This window comes from Bacteroides timonensis (genome assembly GCF_000513195.1).
In the GTDB taxonomy this organism is placed as follows: Bacteria; Bacteroidota; Bacteroidia; order Bacteroidales; family Bacteroidaceae; genus Bacteroides; species Bacteroides timonensis.
Genome location: NZ_CBVI010000051.1, coordinates 1 through 20859 on the forward strand (window position 1 = coordinate 1; position 20859 = coordinate 20859).

Annotated in this window: 10 protein-coding genes; 2 read left to right on the plus strand and 8 right to left on the minus strand. The window is 37.7% G+C overall.

The features are described 5' to 3' along the window. Positions 1-190: 190 nt before the first annotated feature. Positions 191-748 carry an RNA polymerase sigma-70 factor gene (locus tag BN161_RS10840; protein WP_044265937.1) on the minus strand — a complete coding sequence of 186 codons (558 nt, stop codon included), beginning with the start codon at positions 746-748 and terminating at the stop codon, positions 191-193. Between the two features lie 149 nt (positions 749-897). Continuing rightward, positions 898-2535: a rhamnogalacturonan acetylesterase gene (locus BN161_RS10845; RefSeq protein ID WP_044265939.1), complete on the minus strand. Its 1638-nt coding sequence runs from the start codon at positions 2533-2535 to the stop codon at positions 898-900. A gap of 167 nt (positions 2536-2702) precedes the next feature. On the opposite strand from BN161_RS10845, the gene BN161_RS10850 reads away from it, so the two are divergent. Beyond that, positions 2703-3053, plus strand: a complete 351-nt coding sequence (locus BN161_RS10850; protein WP_007209486.1) for a DUF1622 domain-containing protein — start codon at positions 2703-2705, stop codon at positions 3051-3053. A gap of 303 nt (positions 3054-3356) precedes the next feature. Here the strand turns inward: BN161_RS10850 and BN161_RS10855 are convergent, their stop codons facing one another. The 6 genes from BN161_RS10855 to BN161_RS10880 are packed head-to-tail and all read right to left on the minus strand — an operon-like array spanning position 3357 to position 16288. Beyond that, positions 3357-5702 carry a beta-glucosidase gene (locus BN161_RS10855; protein WP_081743674.1) on the minus strand — a complete coding sequence of 782 codons (2346 nt, stop codon included), beginning with the start codon at positions 5700-5702 and terminating at the stop codon, positions 3357-3359. Between the two features lie 9 nt (positions 5703-5711). Continuing rightward, positions 5712-7604, minus strand: coding sequence for an FAD-dependent oxidoreductase (locus BN161_RS10860; RefSeq protein ID WP_044265943.1), 1893 nt, complete (start codon positions 7602-7604; stop codon positions 5712-5714). A gap of 7 nt (positions 7605-7611) precedes the next feature. After that, entirely contained in the window at positions 7612-8781 is a 1170-nt protein-coding gene (locus BN161_RS10865; RefSeq protein WP_167332517.1) for a glycoside hydrolase family 88/105 protein, read from the minus strand. A gap of 40 nt (positions 8782-8821) precedes the next feature. Next, positions 8822-11419 carry a heparinase II/III domain-containing protein gene (locus BN161_RS10870; protein WP_044265946.1) on the minus strand — a complete coding sequence of 866 codons (2598 nt, stop codon included), beginning with the start codon at positions 11417-11419 and terminating at the stop codon, positions 8822-8824. Positions 11420-11449: 30 nt separating this feature from the next. Further along, positions 11450-13366: a RagB/SusD family nutrient uptake outer membrane protein gene (locus tag BN161_RS10875; protein WP_081743675.1), complete on the minus strand. Its 1917-nt coding sequence runs from the start codon at positions 13364-13366 to the stop codon at positions 11450-11452. Between the two features lie 21 nt (positions 13367-13387). Then, a complete protein-coding gene (locus BN161_RS10880) occupies positions 13388-16288 on the minus strand; it encodes a SusC/RagA family TonB-linked outer membrane protein (protein ID WP_167332518.1) in 2901 nt (966 codons plus the stop codon). 642 nt (positions 16289-16930) lie between these two features. Here BN161_RS10880 and BN161_RS10885 point away from each other — a divergent pair. Further along, positions 16931-20827: a hybrid sensor histidine kinase/response regulator transcription factor gene (locus tag BN161_RS10885; protein WP_044265949.1), complete on the plus strand. Its 3897-nt coding sequence runs from the start codon at positions 16931-16933 to the stop codon at positions 20825-20827. Positions 20828-20859: the final 32 nt, after the last annotated feature.

The window sequence follows — 20859 nt, forward strand, 5'->3', positions numbered from 1 at the left end:
ATCATTTAACTCATTTCTTTCCGGATATGCATTATATAGGAGTGAACTGAAGAATATAACTTCCTGTGTGACAGTGTACTTGGTGTTCCACTAAGATTAGTCGTAGTGGAACACTAGTTCAGTCGTAGTGGGAAGTGGCTTCAGTCGTAGTGGGAAGTATGTTCAGTCCTAATGGGAATATAGCTCATTACTAAACCATTATGCCAGCAATAAGAAGAAGTGAAATAGTTTTCCGTATCTCTTTCAGAGCGAGGCTTAACTGACTTTCCACATTTCTCTTGGTAGTATTCAGTCGTACGGCTATCTCTTCATTGCTTAGGCCCTCGTTACGACTTAGCATGTATATCTTTCTCCGTTGTTCCGGCATTTTTTCTACCGTGTCGTCTATTAGTAATCCGAGTTCTTTGGCTATCAGATCTTCTTCCGAAGTAGAACTACATTCCTGCTGCTGGACATTACTCAGATAAGTATCCTCTACATATTTGTGTTTCAGAAAGTTGATGGCAGAATTTCTGGCAATTGTATGCAGGTAAGAATCAAATGATTTGGAGATATCGACAGAGTGGCGGTTCATCCAGAGGTTTACAAATAAATCCTCTGTCAGTTCTTCAGCATCCGGACTCGACTTGATGTAGCCCTGTATAAAGGCTTTTGTCTTACCATAATAAGTGATAAAAACCTCCTCGAAGGCCTCATGGCTATCTTGTCGTAAAGCCTCCAAGGTTTTTATATCAATCTTATTGCTCATTTATGGTCCGGTTTTGTTTTTTGACGGGAGCAAAAGAAGTGATTATTTGTTTGATGAAGCTATTCTTTTGGATTAATTAACCTTGTCTATTTTCTTTTCTATTCTCAGTTCTTGATTTCAGACACATCTGCAATGTTTCCGTATCGCTTTTATTTCAGATACTTCTTCAGCGGGCAGTCCGTAACTTTTAATCCTTCGGCTATACTTTGAGCATTCATTCGCGCCCCCTTCAAAGATGTATGTGTATGATCTGTATTATAGAAAACAGCTGATTTCTTGGGCCCCATCTTTTGGAGTTTATCTGCGGATATTTTATTCAGATCAATAAAGCAGGCTCCGGTTGCTTCTGCCGCTTCACGTGTCCATTTACCGTAACTCTCGCTATTGCGTTCTATTTGTCCGTCTTTCCACTTATTGCGGGGCGTGTGGCTTAATACAATCGGGATTGCTCCTTTTTCTTGTGCATCCCTGATGAACTTGCGGAGATACCAGCCAAAAGTATAGACTACCTGGTATTTTCCGGTCTTTTCCATCAGAAAGACTTTGCTTTCATCTCCCGAACCGTGTAATTCGCCACGGGCTTTTCCGATATTGATATCTCCTCCGTCATTATGTCCGAACTGGACGAGCACGAAATCTCCCGGTTTAAGTGCATTATACACTTTGTCCCAGCGCCCTTCGTCCAAGAAAGTACGGGCACTGCGTCCGGCCATGGCACAATTTTCTACAGATACCTTCTTTGAATTAAATATCTCAGTTATTACACTTCCCCATCCCCACATACCGTCTTTATCATCATCTTTATTCTTTACCGTACTGTCACCGATAGTGAATACCACCGGGCATCCTTCTTTCCGGCTGGAACCGGTAATTGTATCCTGCTCAATCGGTTTCAAATAGTTGGCCAGTTCTAACCTTTCATAGTTTCGGATACCTTCAGTTGCAGATTCTGCATTCACTTTTGCCCCGAAGGCACTGGTGTGGATGCGGTCTAAGTAGAACATATATTTCACTTTTTCCTTGCCGAATTTCTCAAACTTGGATGCGGTGATATCATTTAGGTCTATAAAAGGTACTCCTTGCTCTTCGGCTATTTGTTTGGCCCACAGGCCGAAAGTTTGGTTGACGCGTGTGATAATTGTACTGTCTTTATCTTCCCAAGCATTGCGGGGAGTCAGTGAGAACAGGATAGGGTGGGCACCTTTCGCCTTTACATCCTGCACGAAGCGACGCATATATTCTCCATAGGAATATACAGTTTCCTTCACTCCGGTTTCCTGGATGGTTACATTCAGGCTATCTTTACCGATTCCCGGTATGGAAGCGCGTGCGCGCCCGCTGTCATAAGGGCCGTTGTCATTATGTCCCAGTTCGATGATCACCCAATCGCCTGCTTTGACCCCTTTTATAACATCCGGCCAGAAACGGTTGTAGAAAGTACGACTACTTGTTCCTCCCAATGCATGGTTTTCTACGGTAATCCGGTCTGAATCGAAATAATCACCGGCATAATATCCCCAACCCCATTGGCCGTTATTTCCATTTCCCAAGGTTCCGGTACGCATGGTAGAATTACCCACCAGAAACAGAATGGGGTTATTTCCTTTCCGGCTTGAACCGGCTACAGGTCTTGCTGTACGGGCCTTATTCAAACTGTCCAGTGTATTGTCAATCACCTGGTTGACATCCTTCATCGGTGCAGATACCTTATTCTGAGCCTGTGCCGAGAAAACAAAAGCGAATGATATTCCTAAAATCAGATAGCTGTAAAATGTGTGCTTATTCATCTTTCTATAACCTTAATTCTTTGTTTGTGCAAAAATAGGTGAAATCTGAGTCTCTGCGAATGGAATATCATTCAGAATTGCTGTCTTTTTGTGCAATTGAGTGGGATTTCCTTAAAATTCAAACATTAAAGCTTTTTACGATGTTATATTAATAAACTTCAATCGACATGCTTACTACGTTCTTAAATGCATTAGCCACTATAATTAGTGTGACAAGTCTTCTCATCGTCACTTATGGGGCATTAATTGGGATAATTTCTTTTCTGGTCAATGAGTTCAAAAGATTCACGGGCAAGTACTCAACTACCAATATCCGGAAGTTACGGGCTACTTTCGGAACTTATTTGCTACTTGGACTTGAATTTCTTATCGCATCAGATATCTTAAAAACCGTACTGGAACCAACTTTGAATGAACTGGCAATTTTGGGTGGTATAGTCGTTCTGAGAACTATCTTATCCGTCTTTCTAAATAGAGAAATCAAAGATTTGGAGGCTGAAGGTGAAAAAGAGCAATGATTCTTGGGAAGTAAAAAGCATTATTAGATCCCTTCTTTAACATATTATCTGAATTATGTTAATCGTTAACATAACGAATCTGAATAGTTAACAACCTTCTTTATTCTATTAAACCATGTTATAAATGCCCCTGTCTGGACCTGAAAATTTGGAGATATCCTCAAAGTCCGTATCTTTGCAATGTGTTTTTCATAGTATTAGATTTAAGGTTAACAAAAGATTGGCTGTCTGGGATAGATAGCCTTTTTTTATGACCATACTTGAAGGCTCTATTTATCTGAGTTAAACTACTGGTGAGCCAAGTTACCAATGCCACAAAAAATCATGAGGTATCTTCTTGGTAGGGCGTTTGGGCGGGATTTCTTTTAATACTTTGCGGCTTGTACTGTTCATATCCTTAATTGAGAAATTGGGATATAAAACATCATGGACTTTTTCGACAAGAATGCTGGAAGGGAGATGAAAAGATACTTTTTGGCGTATATCTTTCACAGAGGCTCCTATTGAAAGTATATACTCCCCTTTATCCGCTATCCAAGATGAAATGCCACTTTGAAAAGATGCCAGATCTTTTGCCGATAATAAGAAAGAGACAATTTGACTTTCTTGAGGTTTTAGCAATGTAGTCTTTGCAAATGCTTTTAATTCGTAGAGTGGTTTGTCTATTTCTGTGGTAGGGGCTGAAATGTAGAGTTGTACTATTTCTTTTCCTGTTTTCCTTCCAATGTTTTTGAGAGTTACGCAAACTTTTATATTTCCGATGGTATCGGTGTCTAATTGTATATTAGAATATTCGAAGTTGGTATAGGAAAGGCCATAGCCAAATTCATAAGATGTAGGAATATTGAATGTTTCATAATAGCGATAACCTACATAGATTCCTTCATTATAAAATGAATTTATGGGATCTTTTTGGGGGATACCGGGAAAAAATGAAGAAGAAGGAACATCGCTATATGCAATGGGGAAAGATACAGGAAGTTTTCCGGATGGAGTGACTTTACCGCTTAATATATCAACAATGGCATTGCCTCCTTGCTGGCCAGCTTGCCAGGCCAATAGAATAGCATCAGGATAATCTTTCCAACTTGCAGTCTCAATTACTCCACCAATGTTCAGGATAACGATGACCTTTTTATTTGCTGCATGATATGCATCACAGACATTTTTTATCAATTGAGTTTCTATTTCAGATAATGAAAAATAATTTTCGGGATTGCGGTCTTCACCTTCACCTGAAATACGTCCTATTGTGATTATTGCGATATCGCTCTGTGATACTTCTTTTTGAATGAATTGTTTTGTTATAACCTTTTCTGCACTATTCATTGTGACATATTTATTTTTCGAATCCGTATGGCGTACTGAATCAAGATAAGTTAAGTACAAGTTTTCTACGGATTGAGATAAGTTGTATTTATTCTTTTTCAGTCCTTCTTTGAGGGATACAGCGTGCTTGTAATTTACTTCGCCACTTCCTGTGCCTCCGGTAATCAGTTCGTAGGATGTTTTACCAAATAAAGCTATGCTTCTTGTCTTCTTTAGAGGTAAAGTCTCTTGCTCATTTTTTAAAAGGACCATGGCTTCATTTGCAGTATTCCTGGCAATCTGTGTATGTGCTTTCAGATTTGGTGTGGAAGAGAAAATATAGCCATTAAATCGGGGAGTTTTTTTTATAAAAGATAGAATGCGATGGATATTTCTATTTAATATATCTTCATCCAGCGTCTTGTCTTTTAAGGCTGATAATAATTCATTGTAATGGTAGTGGGCATATTCAGCTGGAAAGCCTGGATTTATAAGGTCATTGCCTGCCCTCATTTGAGCTACCGCATCATCGCCTGATACCCAGTCCGTCATTACTATACCTTGGTAATTCCATTCATTACGTAAAATGGTTGTAAGCAGATCTTTGTTTTCAGAGGTGTAGAAACCGTTTATTCGGTTATAGGATGACATAATACTCCATGGAGATGCTTCTTTTACAATGATTTCGAATGCTTTCAAATAGAGTTCGCGGAGGGCTCTTTGGCTAATAACTTCATTTATATCTTTTCGATTGGTCTCCTGATTATTGGCTGCAAAATGTTTAACCGTGGCTCCTACTCCATTGGCTTGTATGCCCTTTACCATGGCACTACCTATATAACCAGATAAGTACGGATCTTCTGAATAGTATTCAAAGTTACGACCGCACATCGGATTTCTTTGGATATTTACTGCGGGAGCCAATAGGACATCCGAGCCATATTCTAGCACTTCGTTTCCGATAGCTAGCCCAACTTCTTTAACCAACTCCGTATTCCATGTTGCCGCCAGAGCTGTGGCAGTAGGAAAGGCTGTACAATAGTAGGTGTGGGAGTCACCATCTCTTTGTGGAGGTATACGTAACCCGGCGGGGCCATCATCCAGAATGGCCGGTGTAATACCAAGGCGTTCGCATTGCCAGGTTGAACCAACTCCCTGTACTTTACGCCAAACATTATTGTTGTTTCCTATGACCATATAAACTTTCTCTTCCGGACTCATAGCTGATATGACTTCATCAATGCTGTTTGTATGTAACTGCGGAGTGTTGTTTTGCCCCGATGAATGGTTACATAGGAGTGTATAGGTGATAAAAAACATTAAAAGTCTAATATTGCTCATAGATTTTTTTTAGTGGGTTTTACTATAATATTTGGGAGGATTGGTGTTGCCTTTAAGCATGTCGTATATATCTTTAAGAACTTCTATACGAAGTGTTTTCCCTATTTCAGCCTTGAGCTGTATTCCTGATTTCCTTGTCCAAAACTCCAAGGTTTGTTGACTGATTTTTTCATTTAAACAGGCACTCCATTCAGGAAGATAGCCTCGTATGCCTAAATATTGAACCATTTGAAAATGTGGATTCTGAGGAGTTAAATCATCGAAATAGATGAGAGTTGCATTATTATCGAGCAATATGTCCTGTAACAGTTCGATAGATATATTTTTCATCTTACAGTTTGATTCAATAGCTATGGAAGAAGCTACACCTGCTGCTTGTCCTAAAGCCATCCAACATGGTTCCATCCGGAGTGTGGAGAATCCGATATGTGAGCCGGATACTGCAACCGGTAACAGGAGGTTATCCACTTCTTTGGGAAGTATAACTCCCCAAGGAACAGTATAAGGGACTGATGGATAGCTTAAAAAACCATCCAAATGGATTTTGCCGTTTTCTCTCTTTCTCACAGCATGTGAGTCGAGGGCATAATGACTGGCTGTAATACTATTGGGAAAGATAGGAGGCCGTTTGTCTTCCATAGGTAACGCATCCTTTGCTGTGAAAAAGTAGGAACATTCAAATCGTCTGCCTTCTCGTACATAAACTTGTCGTGGAAAGTTTGCATTATCCGTATATTCATCTTTAGCAAATTGCCAGCGTACTACGGCTTTGCGGAATGAAAGTGGTAATGCTTTATCGTTCTGAGCAAACCATAGTAGGCCTAAAGTATAGTTTTTGAGTCTTTCTGCAAATTTATCTCTCCATTCCCAAGAAGAGGTTGCCCATCCCCAGTTCTCTTCGGGAAGGTCAGTGGAAATAAATGCCAGATGTTGGTTGTTGGCATCTGTTTTAGAATTAGGGAGAGTAACCATATTCGTTAGTTTCTTAATTCCCCAAATATCTCCGGGGATATTCGTAGAGTCTCCTTTGAGAATTCTTTGTTTATTCTCTTCTTGCATTTTTTTTGTTACGGACAGCATTTCTATTCCAGTATGTTTTCCTAAAAGGACATCTTCCACCAGAGAAAGATATTCTTCTCTATTATAATTTTCCGGCTTATGGAATGGAACTCCATTTTGCGGATTATTCGTTAGGCATAAACGATAATTATAAGATTGAACAGCATTGTCACCTTGGAAGCTACTGCCTGATCCTGTCGGACCATCCCAATATTTGTAGATTTTTCCAGCTCCAATTTCCTGAAATTCATTATAACCTTCTCTTCCAATCCTGAAAGGAATGTTTGCTGCGGCTCCGAGATCTCCTTCATAGGTTGCATCTATGAATATTTTTCCAAAATATTCTTCAGTCTCACCGGTTAATCTGTTTTGGATGGTTATTCTTTTTATTTTATTATCGACAATCTTTATATGGGCAGGATCAGAATCAAACTGGCGCATTTTTAGTACGGTAATTTTAGAGTCTTGTTCCCGAATCATTTCATTAAAAATTTTGGCAGCTACGGATGGTTCAAAATGATATCCATCGCTGCAATCAATTACTTGTCTGGAAATGGGACCAAACGTTTTCGTGTAATGCTCCTTTACTCTGTTGACAAACTCCAGAAATAAGCCGGTTGTGGCTCCACGGGTATTTATATCAGTTGCTCCTAGACCGTTGGCAGGAAGTCCTCCTATGTGTTCTGTACGTTCTAATATGACGGATGTTTTCCCGAGGCGGGCAGCTTGTACAGCTGCCATAATACCTCCGGGATTGCCTCCTACTATAACCAAATCATAAGAATTCTGGCATGTAGCGGACAGAGTGGCAAAAAGGAGCATGATTATTAATTTCAGTCTCATAATTCTTTTATGAATGAGTTATGTTATTCGTTAGTTTCTCGTATTCCAATCCGAACATGATGTAGATTCCAATGGCATAATCTACTCCCTCTCCGGTAGGACGTTTGTAATAGTATTCCGGATCTCCGATACAGGTTCCCAAGCATACACGAGTAGGTATTAAATAAGCTCTTTCTTGCTTCATTGCATTTTTCCTAAGACCTCGATAAGCTCTCTGAATGGTGTTTATATATGCCTCTTCATCCAAAATTCCTAATCTGACTCCTACAGACATACCGTAAGCGAACATAGCGGTACATGTGCTTTCCAAATAATTTTCAGGAATATCTGTGTGTATGGGAAGTTGTCTCCATAAACCTGTTTCTTTGTCTTGGAGAGAAATGAGAGGATTCACCATACGTTTCAATTCGTTTGCCAGAAAATGATACTCCTGGGAGCCCTTGGGGTAGATTTGTAGAAAATCGCTGATCATCATAATGATCCATCCGTTTCCTCTTCCCCAAAATTCTATACTTTTTCTTTCGGGAGTCATATTAGCCCAACCGTATTGACAACAATTATCGTCAAAATCTTCATTGTCATCATCATAACCATGTACCCATAAACCCCACTTTTCATCCTGTAACTTTTCTTTGTGGGCAAGAAACTGCTCCATCCAGATATCTAAATACTTTGTATCGCCGGTAAGTTGATACATTTCTTTAAGATATATACCAATCATGTAGACTGTATCGTCCCATAATTCAATAGTATTGGGTCTGTGTGATACCCCGCCATTTAAGGCAACCGGAATTCTTTTATAATCAATGAATATTTGGTTAGCCTTTTCCAGATATTTATCATCATCCTTTTGCCTGGCTAGAAAAGCCATTCCTAAACCAGAAGCGACAGCGTTAGGGTGATGACCATTAGCTGCATCATAAGTAATATCCATAGCTGTACGGATATAATCTTTATATTTCTCATTGGGTTTATTGTTGTAAAGGTGAACATATCCATTTAGCATAACTGCCTCTCCCCATCCCCATTTGTATTTTTCGGCAGGCATAAATTCTTCACTACCATATCTTGCAATGGAATCTACCCACGATTGGGTTACATTTTGAGGTGAATGGTTACAGGATGTTGTTAGCGCCAATATCATTATCTGTATAAAAAGAATATTTTTACTTTTCATATAAGTTTGATTTATGTATAATGTCAGTTTAAAAAAATGTTTATTCCCAAACAATCTGATTGAAACCATGTGGCAGGATGATACTGACTATTTGCTCTTTCTCATCATAGTCGAAGTTAAGTATTTCTCTGCCTATACGACTTTCAATCACATCATAGTTCTTCTTTCCGGTAAAGAATTTTCCTTTGTTGATTTTTTGATCATATATTTCATTCTCTAATTCGGGCATTTGATTATTGGAACGTAACCGGACGATCTTTTGCGGTTTTTTATGAACTTTAAAGCTAACCTTGACGGCTATAGGTAATGCTGGCTCTTTGTCTTTTTCTAACTTGGGATTGAATAAAAGTAATCTTTCATTCCATGGATCAGGATCAAGTACAAAGGATGCGCGTTGGGTGTCCAAACTTACTAATGCAGTGATTGCGGGGTCGTACAAATCAGTCCATGGCAAACTAATCAGTTGACTTTTTATCAGTTCACTTTGATTACTATTTAAAATATGACCACGCTGAATACCATAATTTACTAATTTGTTATTTTTCTTTCTGGTAAAGCTCCATAAACCATCTGTGGAAAGTACAGGGTTTTCTTCTTTGGAAATTACACAGATTTCTTCTTGGGCAGATGCAAAACGATAGCCGGATTCTCCAAATTTTTCTTCCTTATAAGGATTGGTTCCTTGGTAAGGAATGAGCATATTGAAGAAAATAGCATTTTTCTTTTTTTGAGATTCAGTCATTAAACTATAGTATTGCCATCTGGCATTCGGACCATCCCAACTGGGTTCTGGAGCAAAATTATCGCGAAAAGCGTGATAATACTCTGGTAATCCTTTTGTTCCTTGACTAATGATGTTAATTGTCTGATTCTTGCTTAGTGGTATTACATCCAATTTTGCTTTATTATCCCCGAAAGTATAAGCATTATTAGTTTCCAAATGTTTCCCTATAGGATTGAGATACCATTCATAAGTTTGTTCATAATCGCTTTCCAAACAGTCATAGACTAAGGTTAAAGAACTGTCACGGAACCAGAGTACGGTACGTTGATGGGTTACGTCGTCAAATGTTTGTGCTTTAGCGGACGTCATGGTTGCATCTGTCACATCTCCATATGATAAGAGTCGTGTCGTTTGCTGTGAAATATTTTTTTGTTCTTTCTCATAACGGAACTCTTTTCCGTGCTTTTGAACGTGTTCCAGGTATTTCCCGTCTGTACGATTATAACCATAAGCGTTTCCTAAACCTACGGTATTATGTGAAATGGTGGCTTTCCAATATCCGCCATAAGTATCATAATTAGCATATACTCCCCTGTATCCTCCATCCACTAACATGGGGATACCTTTATAATGCATTTCTATCTCCATACAATCTTCGTGTGCGTGCCCTGCAATAACTGCATAGCGTTCGATTTCCCGTCTTCCGGCAAAAGTTGGCCCCCATTTAAACATCAGATAGTTTCCGTCTTCTTCCCACGAAGAACGATATACGTTGTATCCACTCCATATATAGTTAGCCGAAAGATTGGCTGGTTCTATCGGAGCAATACTTCGATCTACAGTTAGTAGCTCAAAAGGAGATAGAAAGCAATCTTTATTGCATAATTTTAGTATCTGACGCCCGCACCAAGCTAATTCCGGATCGTTCAACAAGGTAGCAGCTTGCTCCAGATAGTCGGCGCCATATGAAGAACGTTTGGCATCACCAATGGCGACTTTTCTCCCATCAGGAGCTGTCAGATTCATTCTCCAATGCATGAAATTGCTGAATGCTGTTTTGAAAGCATGATCTTTCATGTAGTCTGCATGTCCGGTATTACGGCTTGCATATATAAAGTTGATAATAGCGTTGGCTACAGGATGAAAGTAATGTATAGAGCCTTCTCCGTATGCACCGTCCAGGAAGTTTTCTGTATAGAAATAACGGATTACTTCATCCTGAGCTTTCGCTAACCAAGCCGGTGATTCCTCAAAGTCAGGATAGTACATTGCTACACATCCCAGCATTATAGCAGGAAAATATTTAATATTAAAGCAGTATGTTTGGCCTTGATAAACTACATTCAGATCATTTTCTAAAGTCCAAGCTTCTAAAAAGCGAGCACTATTATGAATTTCTTCTTTGCACAATGCTTTTTCCTTTTCTGACAGAAGTCCGGTTTCACATACAATGTCATAAGCTTGTATGAATCGTAATAGACGCTCACTTTCGTGAATCCCTAATTGTCTCCAAGAGCCAAGGGCTTTTCTTATTCCTAATTCTACAAGAATCTTCTCTCTCAGTATCTGAGCGGTTTCCTCGGTAGGAAATAGGACAAAGGCTGTTGCTTCCGTTAAAAATTCAGGTCTGCTTGGTTTTTCTTTTGCTTTACTGAAAAGCTCTTTCATCGTATATCCGCTATTTTTAGCCGGAAAGTCTTTCCGCCATTTTTGAGCGTTTACTTTCAAATCTGCTTTTAATTTCTTTATGCTGGGTGCTACGGAAATATCGGTAGCGGCTTGTTGTTTGGCTCTGTCTATATCCTGTATTGTAAGAAATAGGCGAGGTTTAGGGGATGCGTATTTCTTTTGTGCGCATATTTGAAGTGATGCAACCAGAAATATAAATAGAGAGTAGAATTTAATTTTTCTCATACTATATATTATTTAATTTTTTTCTCAGATTTAGTAACCAGGATTCTGTTTAATCTCGTCATGGTTGGATAAACGGATAAACCATTGGTAGGGTAATGGACGTAAATTATGATTTTCATTTAGATATTTAGCATTTTCATGCCCAGCTTGCATATTACAACGTAAAGTACGCTCTACAAGCTTTCCTGTACGTTTTAATTCTAACCAGCGGAGTTCTTCACCAAACAGTTCACGAGCCCGCTCGTCCAAAATAAAATCAATGTCCAGATCATTGGATGTTACATCTAATTCTGATGGGATTGTTAAGTCTCTTGCCCCCGAAGCTCTACGTCTGATTGTGTTGACACGTTCTAAAGCTTTTGTCAGGTTGTTACTTTGCAGATAGGCTTCAGCTGCAAGAAGATAAACTTCTCCTAAACGGAACATAAACATGTCTCTTGAACCAGTAAATTCATAGTAGAATCCCTCTTCCATAAATTTTTTTATGAATGGACGAACGGCCAAAGCATCTGTTGTTTCTGTATTTCCGCCAGCAATGGGCATATCGACTTTTCCGTAATACCAATAATCATCATTGACCACTGTGTAGCGGGAAGCATCAATTTTGTCCTGTGGCCATCTTTCTCCAGGACGGGGAATAAAGAGGCAAGTATCTCCGGCACTGATTGTATACGATGCTGTCTTACGGTTCAATGCTGTAATACGTCCAGCTTTTTGCAATTTTGAAGCGTTTACATTGGCAGCAGTGATAAATAAGCGATCAAATGTACCATCAAATCGTTTATCCAAAGTATAGCTGCCTTTGAAATCAAAAACTTGATCTGTTTTCTGTGCATTATATTCCTTATATCGTGACATATTGCCATCATAACCGTAAAGATAATAGATAAAGGGGGTCTCACATAAACTTCCGAGATGGTAATTTATGTGCAGTGGGCGGTCATCCATTCCCGGAAATGAAGAATATCCTCTGAAGATATAGTGAGAATTGTTTCCGTAGTTGGTCTTAGCTGTACCAATTGATTCATCAAAAATAGAGCCGTTTTGTTGGTCATGAAATTGTATGGAAAAGATTATTTCACTATTTTTTTCATTGTTGGTCTGTACAGGGATAATCCCTTTTGGATTATTATAGGATCCTCGATTATACCAGAATAGTTTTTCAAATCCATCAGGACCGGTAAGTAATGCATATTTTTGTGAATTAATTACTTCATCTGCATACTGGGCGGCTTTTGAAAAGTCATCTTTGTATTTATAGGTTTTGTATCCGCGGGCCAGATATAGTTTGGACAGTAAAGTTAATCCGGCTTCTTTAGTGATTCTTCCCCACGCTTCAGGGTTTTCTGGAAGGGATTTTATAGATTCTTCCATTTTTTCTATAATATCATTCATAATGGTTTCTTCAGGGGTCCGTTCAGCTGTCGTTATGACTTCTGATACAGGTTCAGTCATATAAGGTACGTCTCCGAATTGTTGTACGAGATAATAATAATATAATGAGCGGATAAATGTAGCCTCAGCCAGTCTGGTTTGTTTAAGTTGTTCGCTCATCGTTTCGTCGGGAACAGTCTTTTGCCCGTTGATTAAAGTCAGATTACAGATGTTAATACCTTTATATAAGTTCTGCCACATAGTGTAAACAGCTTTGTTGTTAGCGTCTAAATCCTGTCCGTATTCATTGACAGAAGTGAATACAGAATTGGTACTGATAATTCTGCTGGCAGAATTGGAAATAATATCGGTTCCGGTCATATATAGGGTTTTATCTTTATGAACCAACCGTAAGGAAGAATAGCAGGCAATAACCGCGGCATTCAGACCATCAGGAGTCGAATAAAAGGTTTCTGCTGTTCCGCGATGAGTGGGATCTTCATCAAGCATTCCTGTACAGGAAAATGCCATACAAGCCGAAATTAATAAAGCGATAAATTTATAGTGTTTCATATCTATTATTTTTTAATATTATTAAAATCCGATGTTTACGCCAAAGGTATAAGTTGTAGAAGCAAATCCGGTAGAATTCGAATCTAATCCTGTTATGGCTGTATCTGCCCATTCCGGATCAAAACCATTGTACTTTGTTATGGTAAAAGGATTTTGTACGGTAGCATATACTCTTAGGCGGGTCATGCCAATTTTATTCAATAGTTTTTTACTGAATTCATAGCCTAATGTAATATTGCTGATTTTGAGGAATGAGCAGTCCATGTATAGTTTTGATTTTCGCCAGTCAGCATTGGCTTGTGAACCTGGTGCCCACCATTCGGCATTCGGGTTATCGGGGGTCCAGTAGTTACCAAAGCACTCTTTTGCCACATTATATCGCATACTCATATCTGTATGGCTATTGTGGAACCAACTCAATTTTTGTTCACCATAGCGTGCATAGGCTGTAATGGATAAATCTAAGTTTTTGTAAGTAACAGTATTAGTCATACCGCCAATCCATTTTGGAAATGGAGTTCCTATTATCATCATATCTTTATCTGCTGTAATCGCATTATCTTGGTCTACATCTAGCACTTTGGGTTGTCCGGCTTTAGCTTTCTGATAATACTCTTCTCCTTCTTGCCATATCCCTAGGTATTTATACGCATAGTTAACCTTGATAGGTTGCCCAATGAACAATTGATTAGCTATATCATCCTCATTATCTCCGTAGAGTTCAAGTATCTTGTTACGATTTCGCGTAAAGTTGATATTGGTCACCCAAGACCAGTCTTTAGTTTTAATATTGACTGTATTTAATGTTATCTCAATACCTCTGTTTCTCACAGCTCCAATATTTGATACAATATTATCGTATCCTGTATGAATAGGCAGTTTTTGCTTTAATATCAGGTCACTGGTTTTTTTATTGTAAAATTCAATAGTGGTAGATATACGGTTGCCCAATATTCCAAAATCGAGTCCCACATTGATTTCATCACTTTTTTCCCATGTTAACGCTTTGTTAGCTAGATTAGCTGTATACCCCGCAGCGCCTGTTCCGTCAAAGTCATATCCGACTTTTGTTAATGTAGGCCATGCCGAATAAGGTGCTACATTGTTGTTGCCTGAAGTACCATAACTCAAACGGAGCTTTAAATTGTCAAATATATTTAGTCTTTTCATCCATTCTTCTTCACTGATTCGCCAAGCTATAGCTGCAGAAGGAAAGAATTGCCATTTGTGTCCGGGAGCTAAATTGGAGGCACCGTCGTAGCGTCCTGTCAATGTTAATAAATATCTATCTTTGAATGAATAATTGATACGTGCCAAATAAGACAAAACGGTCCAACGCGTATAGTCGCTATCTACCATTGTTAATTCAGATGCTGCTCCCATATTATGCCAAAGCGAGTTGAAAGTAAGTCCCTTTACTCCAGAGTCATATCGCTCATAGAATTTTTCATTAACACTGTAGCCGGCCATTATATTGAATTTATGGCTTTTGAATTGGGTGTTATAATTAATGGTATTGTCCCACACATATGCCCAGTTAAATGAATTATATTGATTAACATAGGCAGGATTCTTGCCGACATTGATTTTTGTCAACTGTCCCATATAAAATCCATAACGTGTATAAGCTATACTGGGCATAAAGGATGATTTTAATGTAAGTCCTTTTAGAGGTGTGGCCGACAGAAAAACATTTCCATATACATTGGCACGCATGGTTTCTATTTTGGAATTATCTAACTCATATAAAATATTAGGAATCTGTGAGTCGGTGCTGGTAGGCCAAAAGATACGATTCCCTTCATCATCAAAAGCACGTCCGGTGGGGCGAAGGCGAAATGCAGAACGGATAATCTCATTATTACCACCTTTTTTATTTTCGGAGAATGCTCCATTGAGTGCTGCGCCCATTTCGAATATCTTGCCGACCTTGGCGTTGATTTTTCCGGATAATGAATAACGTTCGAACTTCTCCGGCTTGATATTTCCTTCTTGATTGGAATAACCTAATGAAATATAGTGATTTTCGTTTTTATTTCCCCCCTGTAGTGAGAGAGTATGTTGTGTTTGTACTCCATTGCCAAGGACGAGATCTAACCAGTCGGTAGAATTGCCGGAATCTACCCATTCTTGTTCTTCGGGACCGAGTGTGCGGGAAGTATATCCGAAATAGTCGGTAGCGTCCTGAAGGGTTTTGGCAAATTCCTGTGCATTCATCATTTTAGGAATACGAACCGGTACTCTGATGCCATAACTTCCAGAATAATTAATCTTATTTTTTCCTTCACTACCACTTTTGGTTGTAACGAGAACTACTCCATTTGCTCCCATGGAACCATATATAGCTGTTGAAGATGCATCTTTTAGCACATCAACTTTAGCAATGTCTGATGGATTTAATGCTGAGAAGGCAGCCATGTCACCGAACACTCCGTCAATCACAATTAGAGGTGATGATTCTTTATCAATAGAATTCATACCGCGTATTTCGATTACAGGATCTACTCCGACATTACCTGTGGTTTGTACTACACTCAAACCTGCTATCTGACCTATTAGAGCTTGGGCAGCTGTTTGTGTATTTTGCCTTTCCAAAGTCGTATTGTTGATTGAACCAATTGCACCTGTAATGTCTCTTTTACTTTGACTTCCGTATCCGATAACGACTACTTCATCCAAAGTTTGCGTATCAGTTATCATATTCACATTTATAATAGTCTTTTTTCCTATCGAAACTTCTTGTGTAATGTATCCTATGGATGAGAATATCAGTTTGTCATCAGAAGATGCATTTATCGAATAGTTTCCTTCTATGTCCGTTATTGTACCTTTTCCTGTGCCTTTTACTTGTACGTTAGCTCCTATCAAAGTTTCTCCAGTGGCAGTATCAATTACTTTCCCGGTAATTTTGCTTTGTGCCATTGCGGATAAGGGCAGGCATAGACATACAATAACCAGATAGAATCTGAGCTCTTTTGAGTGAAAGATTCTGCTTAGATAACAAAGTGTGTGCGTCATAAGAATAATGTGTTTTGCTGATGAACCAGCATTAATAAATATTAGATTTATAGTTTCCCTTTATGGGGTAAGGCAAATATAGGTAATTTATATTTCTGCCTTTCTTCTCTTATAGTTAATCTCTTTTCTGTTTATTTTCCGCATTTATGATTTATAGATTATTAATTAGAAAGTGACATGATTATATTCGGGGAGAAGTTTACTTAGAGGGGCGGAAGTCCTCGGATATATCTCCGTTTGCCAGAATCATACTCTGTCTGTTCACAGGCAAAAGTAGGGACTATGAATTATATGATAGGGGATAATTTATTCAAGTGCAGATATATTCTATTCAGAGCTTAAGGAAGTAGAAAGAGAATGGAAATTATTTATTCAAAGAATGAGATTTTTTATTCAAAAGAATGTATGGTATATGGTCTAATATGCTTGTATATAGTGTATTAGCTTGAAATATTTTCTTTTTCTAAAAAGAATGAAGCGATGTTTATCTAATTAATATGTTATATTTGCATATAGCTTTTATATAATTAGAAAAGGAATAGAGTTATGCGTATCTTATTTAGTATAATCTGTTTTAATATCTTTTTTCTTATTAGAGGATATTCTCAGGAGTTACGAACTATTACGGTGAATGATGGTCTGAGTAGTATGATTGTACGTAATATAACTCAAAGTGATAATGGACTTATTTGGATTGCAACTCAATGTGGAATTCAAAGTTATAATGGAACCTTTTTTAAACAATACGATGTATTTGATATGAGAGGGGTAACGGGGAATAATGATAATCGTTTTTTGTTGGTTCAGAATGATAAATTTGGTCGTCTCTGGGCTATGAATCGTAATCAATTATTTCTTTATAGCAAGGAGCTGGATACTTTTATTGAAACTTTTTCTATCTCTGATAAAAAGAATACTTTTATAGAAGCAATGGAGCTTCATGTAACAGATTCATTGAACCTATATGTAGTAACCAGTAATGAATTGTATCATTATAATATAGCACTGCGTAAATTAAACAGTGTAGATAAGGCTTTTGGAGCACATTCTTTTATGCCTTTATCAAACGGATTTTCTCTTATTGCTACTCATCAAGGCCTTTTGTTTATGCAATTGAATACGGATCGGATAGTTAATATGATGTCTGATGAAAAATTCAATAATCCTTTATTGAACGGGCTTGATTTGCGGAAAATAAAGAGTGACGGATATGGAAATATTTGGTTGGCAACTTATACAAAGGGCATTTATGTGATAAAATCTGATGGAAGAGTCATAAAACCTAAATGGGATATGATTACCCATAATTATCGGGTGCTTGATATACAAAGCTATAATAATAAGATAGTAATAGCTATTGATGGTTTTGGACTTGTTTTCTGTGATTTGAACTTGGAATTGTTGTATACAATAAAAGTCAATGATAGTGATTTGTCATTGTCTAATAGTGGAGTTCAGTCTCTTTTTGCTGATAATAAGAACCGTTTATGGATTTCTACATTTGGAGGAGGAATCAATTGTATAGATCCTCATATATCCCCCTTTCATACTATACAACATTTTTCTAATAATAAGAATAGTCTTTCAAATGATATGGTACGGGCTATTTATGAAGATACGGATGGTAATATCTGGTTTGGGACCAAAGAAGGAGTAAGCATATACACGCCAATAACAAAACAATGGCGGCATTTGAATAGTGGGACGGATTCTAAATTCAGTTCTAATTCTACCATGTCTATCACTGAAGATGGGAACGGAGATATTTGGATTTCAACTTTTGCCGGAGGAATAACAGTTTGTGATAAAAACCTGCATATTAAGCGTAAAATAACAACCACCAATAGCTCCTTAACATCAGATGATATATTTGTATTATATACGGATCGTGATAAGGATATTTGGATTTCGGGAGAGGACGGGAACCTTAGTTGCTATAATAGTGCATCCCAGCAACTGATATTGTATGGGATAAATAGTCGTATTCGCGCCATAACTGAGACTGGCTCGGGGGATATACTTGTAAGTGGTATCAGAGGAGTACAAAAGATAAATAAAAAAAGTGGTAAAGTGGAAAACGTCTTTTCACCAAAGAATCAGAATAAGCATATTATGGTTTATAGTGTTTTGGAAGATGAAAAAGGACGGTTATGGTTTGCAACGGATGGATTAGGAGTCATTTGTCAAGATATAGATACTAAAGAAACCACTACATTCAGTATAGACAACGGACTGGCTTCTAATGTGTGTTATTGCCTTTTGATGGATGTTTTAGGTAATATCTGGGTTAGCACACAAATGGGCTTAACTTGTATAAATGGGAATGATTTTACTTTACAGAGCTTTTCTGCAAGAAATGTCGCTCATGGGCAATTACGTGAGTTTTTGTATTGTTCACGTGCCTCGTTAAAAAACGGGAAGTTATTGTTTGGAGGTTTTAATGGCTGTACAATTTTCGATCCATCATCCGTAAATCGTGAATCAGTATTAGCCCCTTTAATATTTACTGATTTTAAATTATTCAACCATTCTGTAAAGCCTCAAGAGAAAGGAGGGCTTCTTGAACAAAGCATTGATTTGACCTCTAAAATAGAACTTGATTATACCCAAAATACTTTTTCTATTGATTTTGCTGCTATTAATTTTTCTCGAATAGAGCAGAATTGGTATTCTTGGATACTGGAAGGTGCTGAGAAAGAATGGAATGCTTATACAGATAGAACTTCTGCCTATTATACAAATTTAAGTCCTGGAAGTTATGTTTTTAAGGTGAGGACTGCTCCAATAGGTGGAAGCTATAATGAAAAAGCAATTGCCATCGTAATAGGTTCACCTTGGTGGTCTACTCCAATAGCGTATTTGATTTATGCTTTAATTGTACTTTTGCTGATACGATTGATAATGAGGTTTTATAGAAACCAAATTGTAGTCAGCCAAGCGAAGGAAAAAATGGACTTTTTTGTGCGTATTGCACATGATATCAAGACTCCATTGTCGTTGATAATGTTGCCTCTCTCCAAAATGAAGAAAGAAGTAGTGCTTAATGAAAAACTGGATAAAGAATTGGATATAGCTATTAAAAATTCGGAACGTCTGGAGAAACTGGTTAATCAATTATTACAATTTGAAAAGGCTTCTTCCAGGCAAGTCAAATTGCAAGTTGGCAAATACCGGGCTGAAGCTACTATAGAGTCTATTACAAAGACATTTGCCCCGATAGTACAGAAAAAGAATATTAATTTCTTGGTGACACTACCTGAGGTGACCACCTGGCTTTGGTTCGATATGGACAAATTCGAGAAAATATTATATAATTTGTTAGACAATGCGTTTAAATATACACCCGAAAACGGTGAGGTTGAAATAAAAGCCAGAGTAGATGCAGATAGTTATATTATTGAAATAAGAGATTCTGGTATCGGAATTCTGGAGAACCAGAAATCAATAATTTTTCGGAAATATTATCGAGCTTCTAATGTTGTAAATTCAAAAATTCCAGGGAGTGGAGTGGGATTGCTTATTGTAAATGAGCTTTTGAAATTACATAATGGTACTGTAACATTCTCAAGCAGAGAAGGAGAAGGGACTACTTTCGTTCTAGCTTTGCCATTGGGTAGAAAACATTTTGCAGAACAGTTGGTTGACTATGTGGAACAATTGGAAATTCCATTTCCGGTACATGCTAATGAGGATCGAGAAAGGGCGAAGATATTAATTGTTGAGGATAATCCGGAATTGTTACTTTATATAGAACAGAATTTAGGTGAATATTACCATGTTGATTCGGCGTCTAATGGGGTAGAGGCCATAAAATGTATTGAGAATAATCTACCAGATATTGTAATTACTGATTTTATGATGCCAGAAATGAATGGTATTGAACTTTGTGAGAAAATAAAATCGACACCCAAATGGCAAGGGGTGCTTGTTATCATACTGACTGCTTTGTCTTCAAATGAACATAAGATAGATGGTTATAAAGCTGGTGCTGATGGATATATTGAGAAACCATTTGACATATTAGTACTCCAATCTCGCATTGAGAATCTGTTGAAGAATAAATCTGTGTTAAGAAAAAATATATTGAAGACATTTGATTCGGATACTTCTTTGGTGGATAGTCAGAATCAGGCATTTGTGAATTTAGTGGCTGGAATTGTTTTGGAACATTTGTCAGATGCTGAATTCTCTATAGAAATATTGTGTAATGCTGTTGGGATGAGTAATTCTACTTTTTATCGTAAACTAAAAGAAATTAGTAATCAGTCTCCAGCAGAATTCATAAATGAAGTACGTATGAATAAAGCTGCAGAACTTTTAAAAACAGGAAAATATAATGTAAGTGAGGTAGCTTATATGACAGGTTTCTCTTTCCCAAATTATTTTAGCAAAGTTTTTAAAAAGTTTTTTGGATGTACTCCGAATGAATTACTGCCTAAATAATATGAAGATCCACTCATGTGCTGCAAGTAATA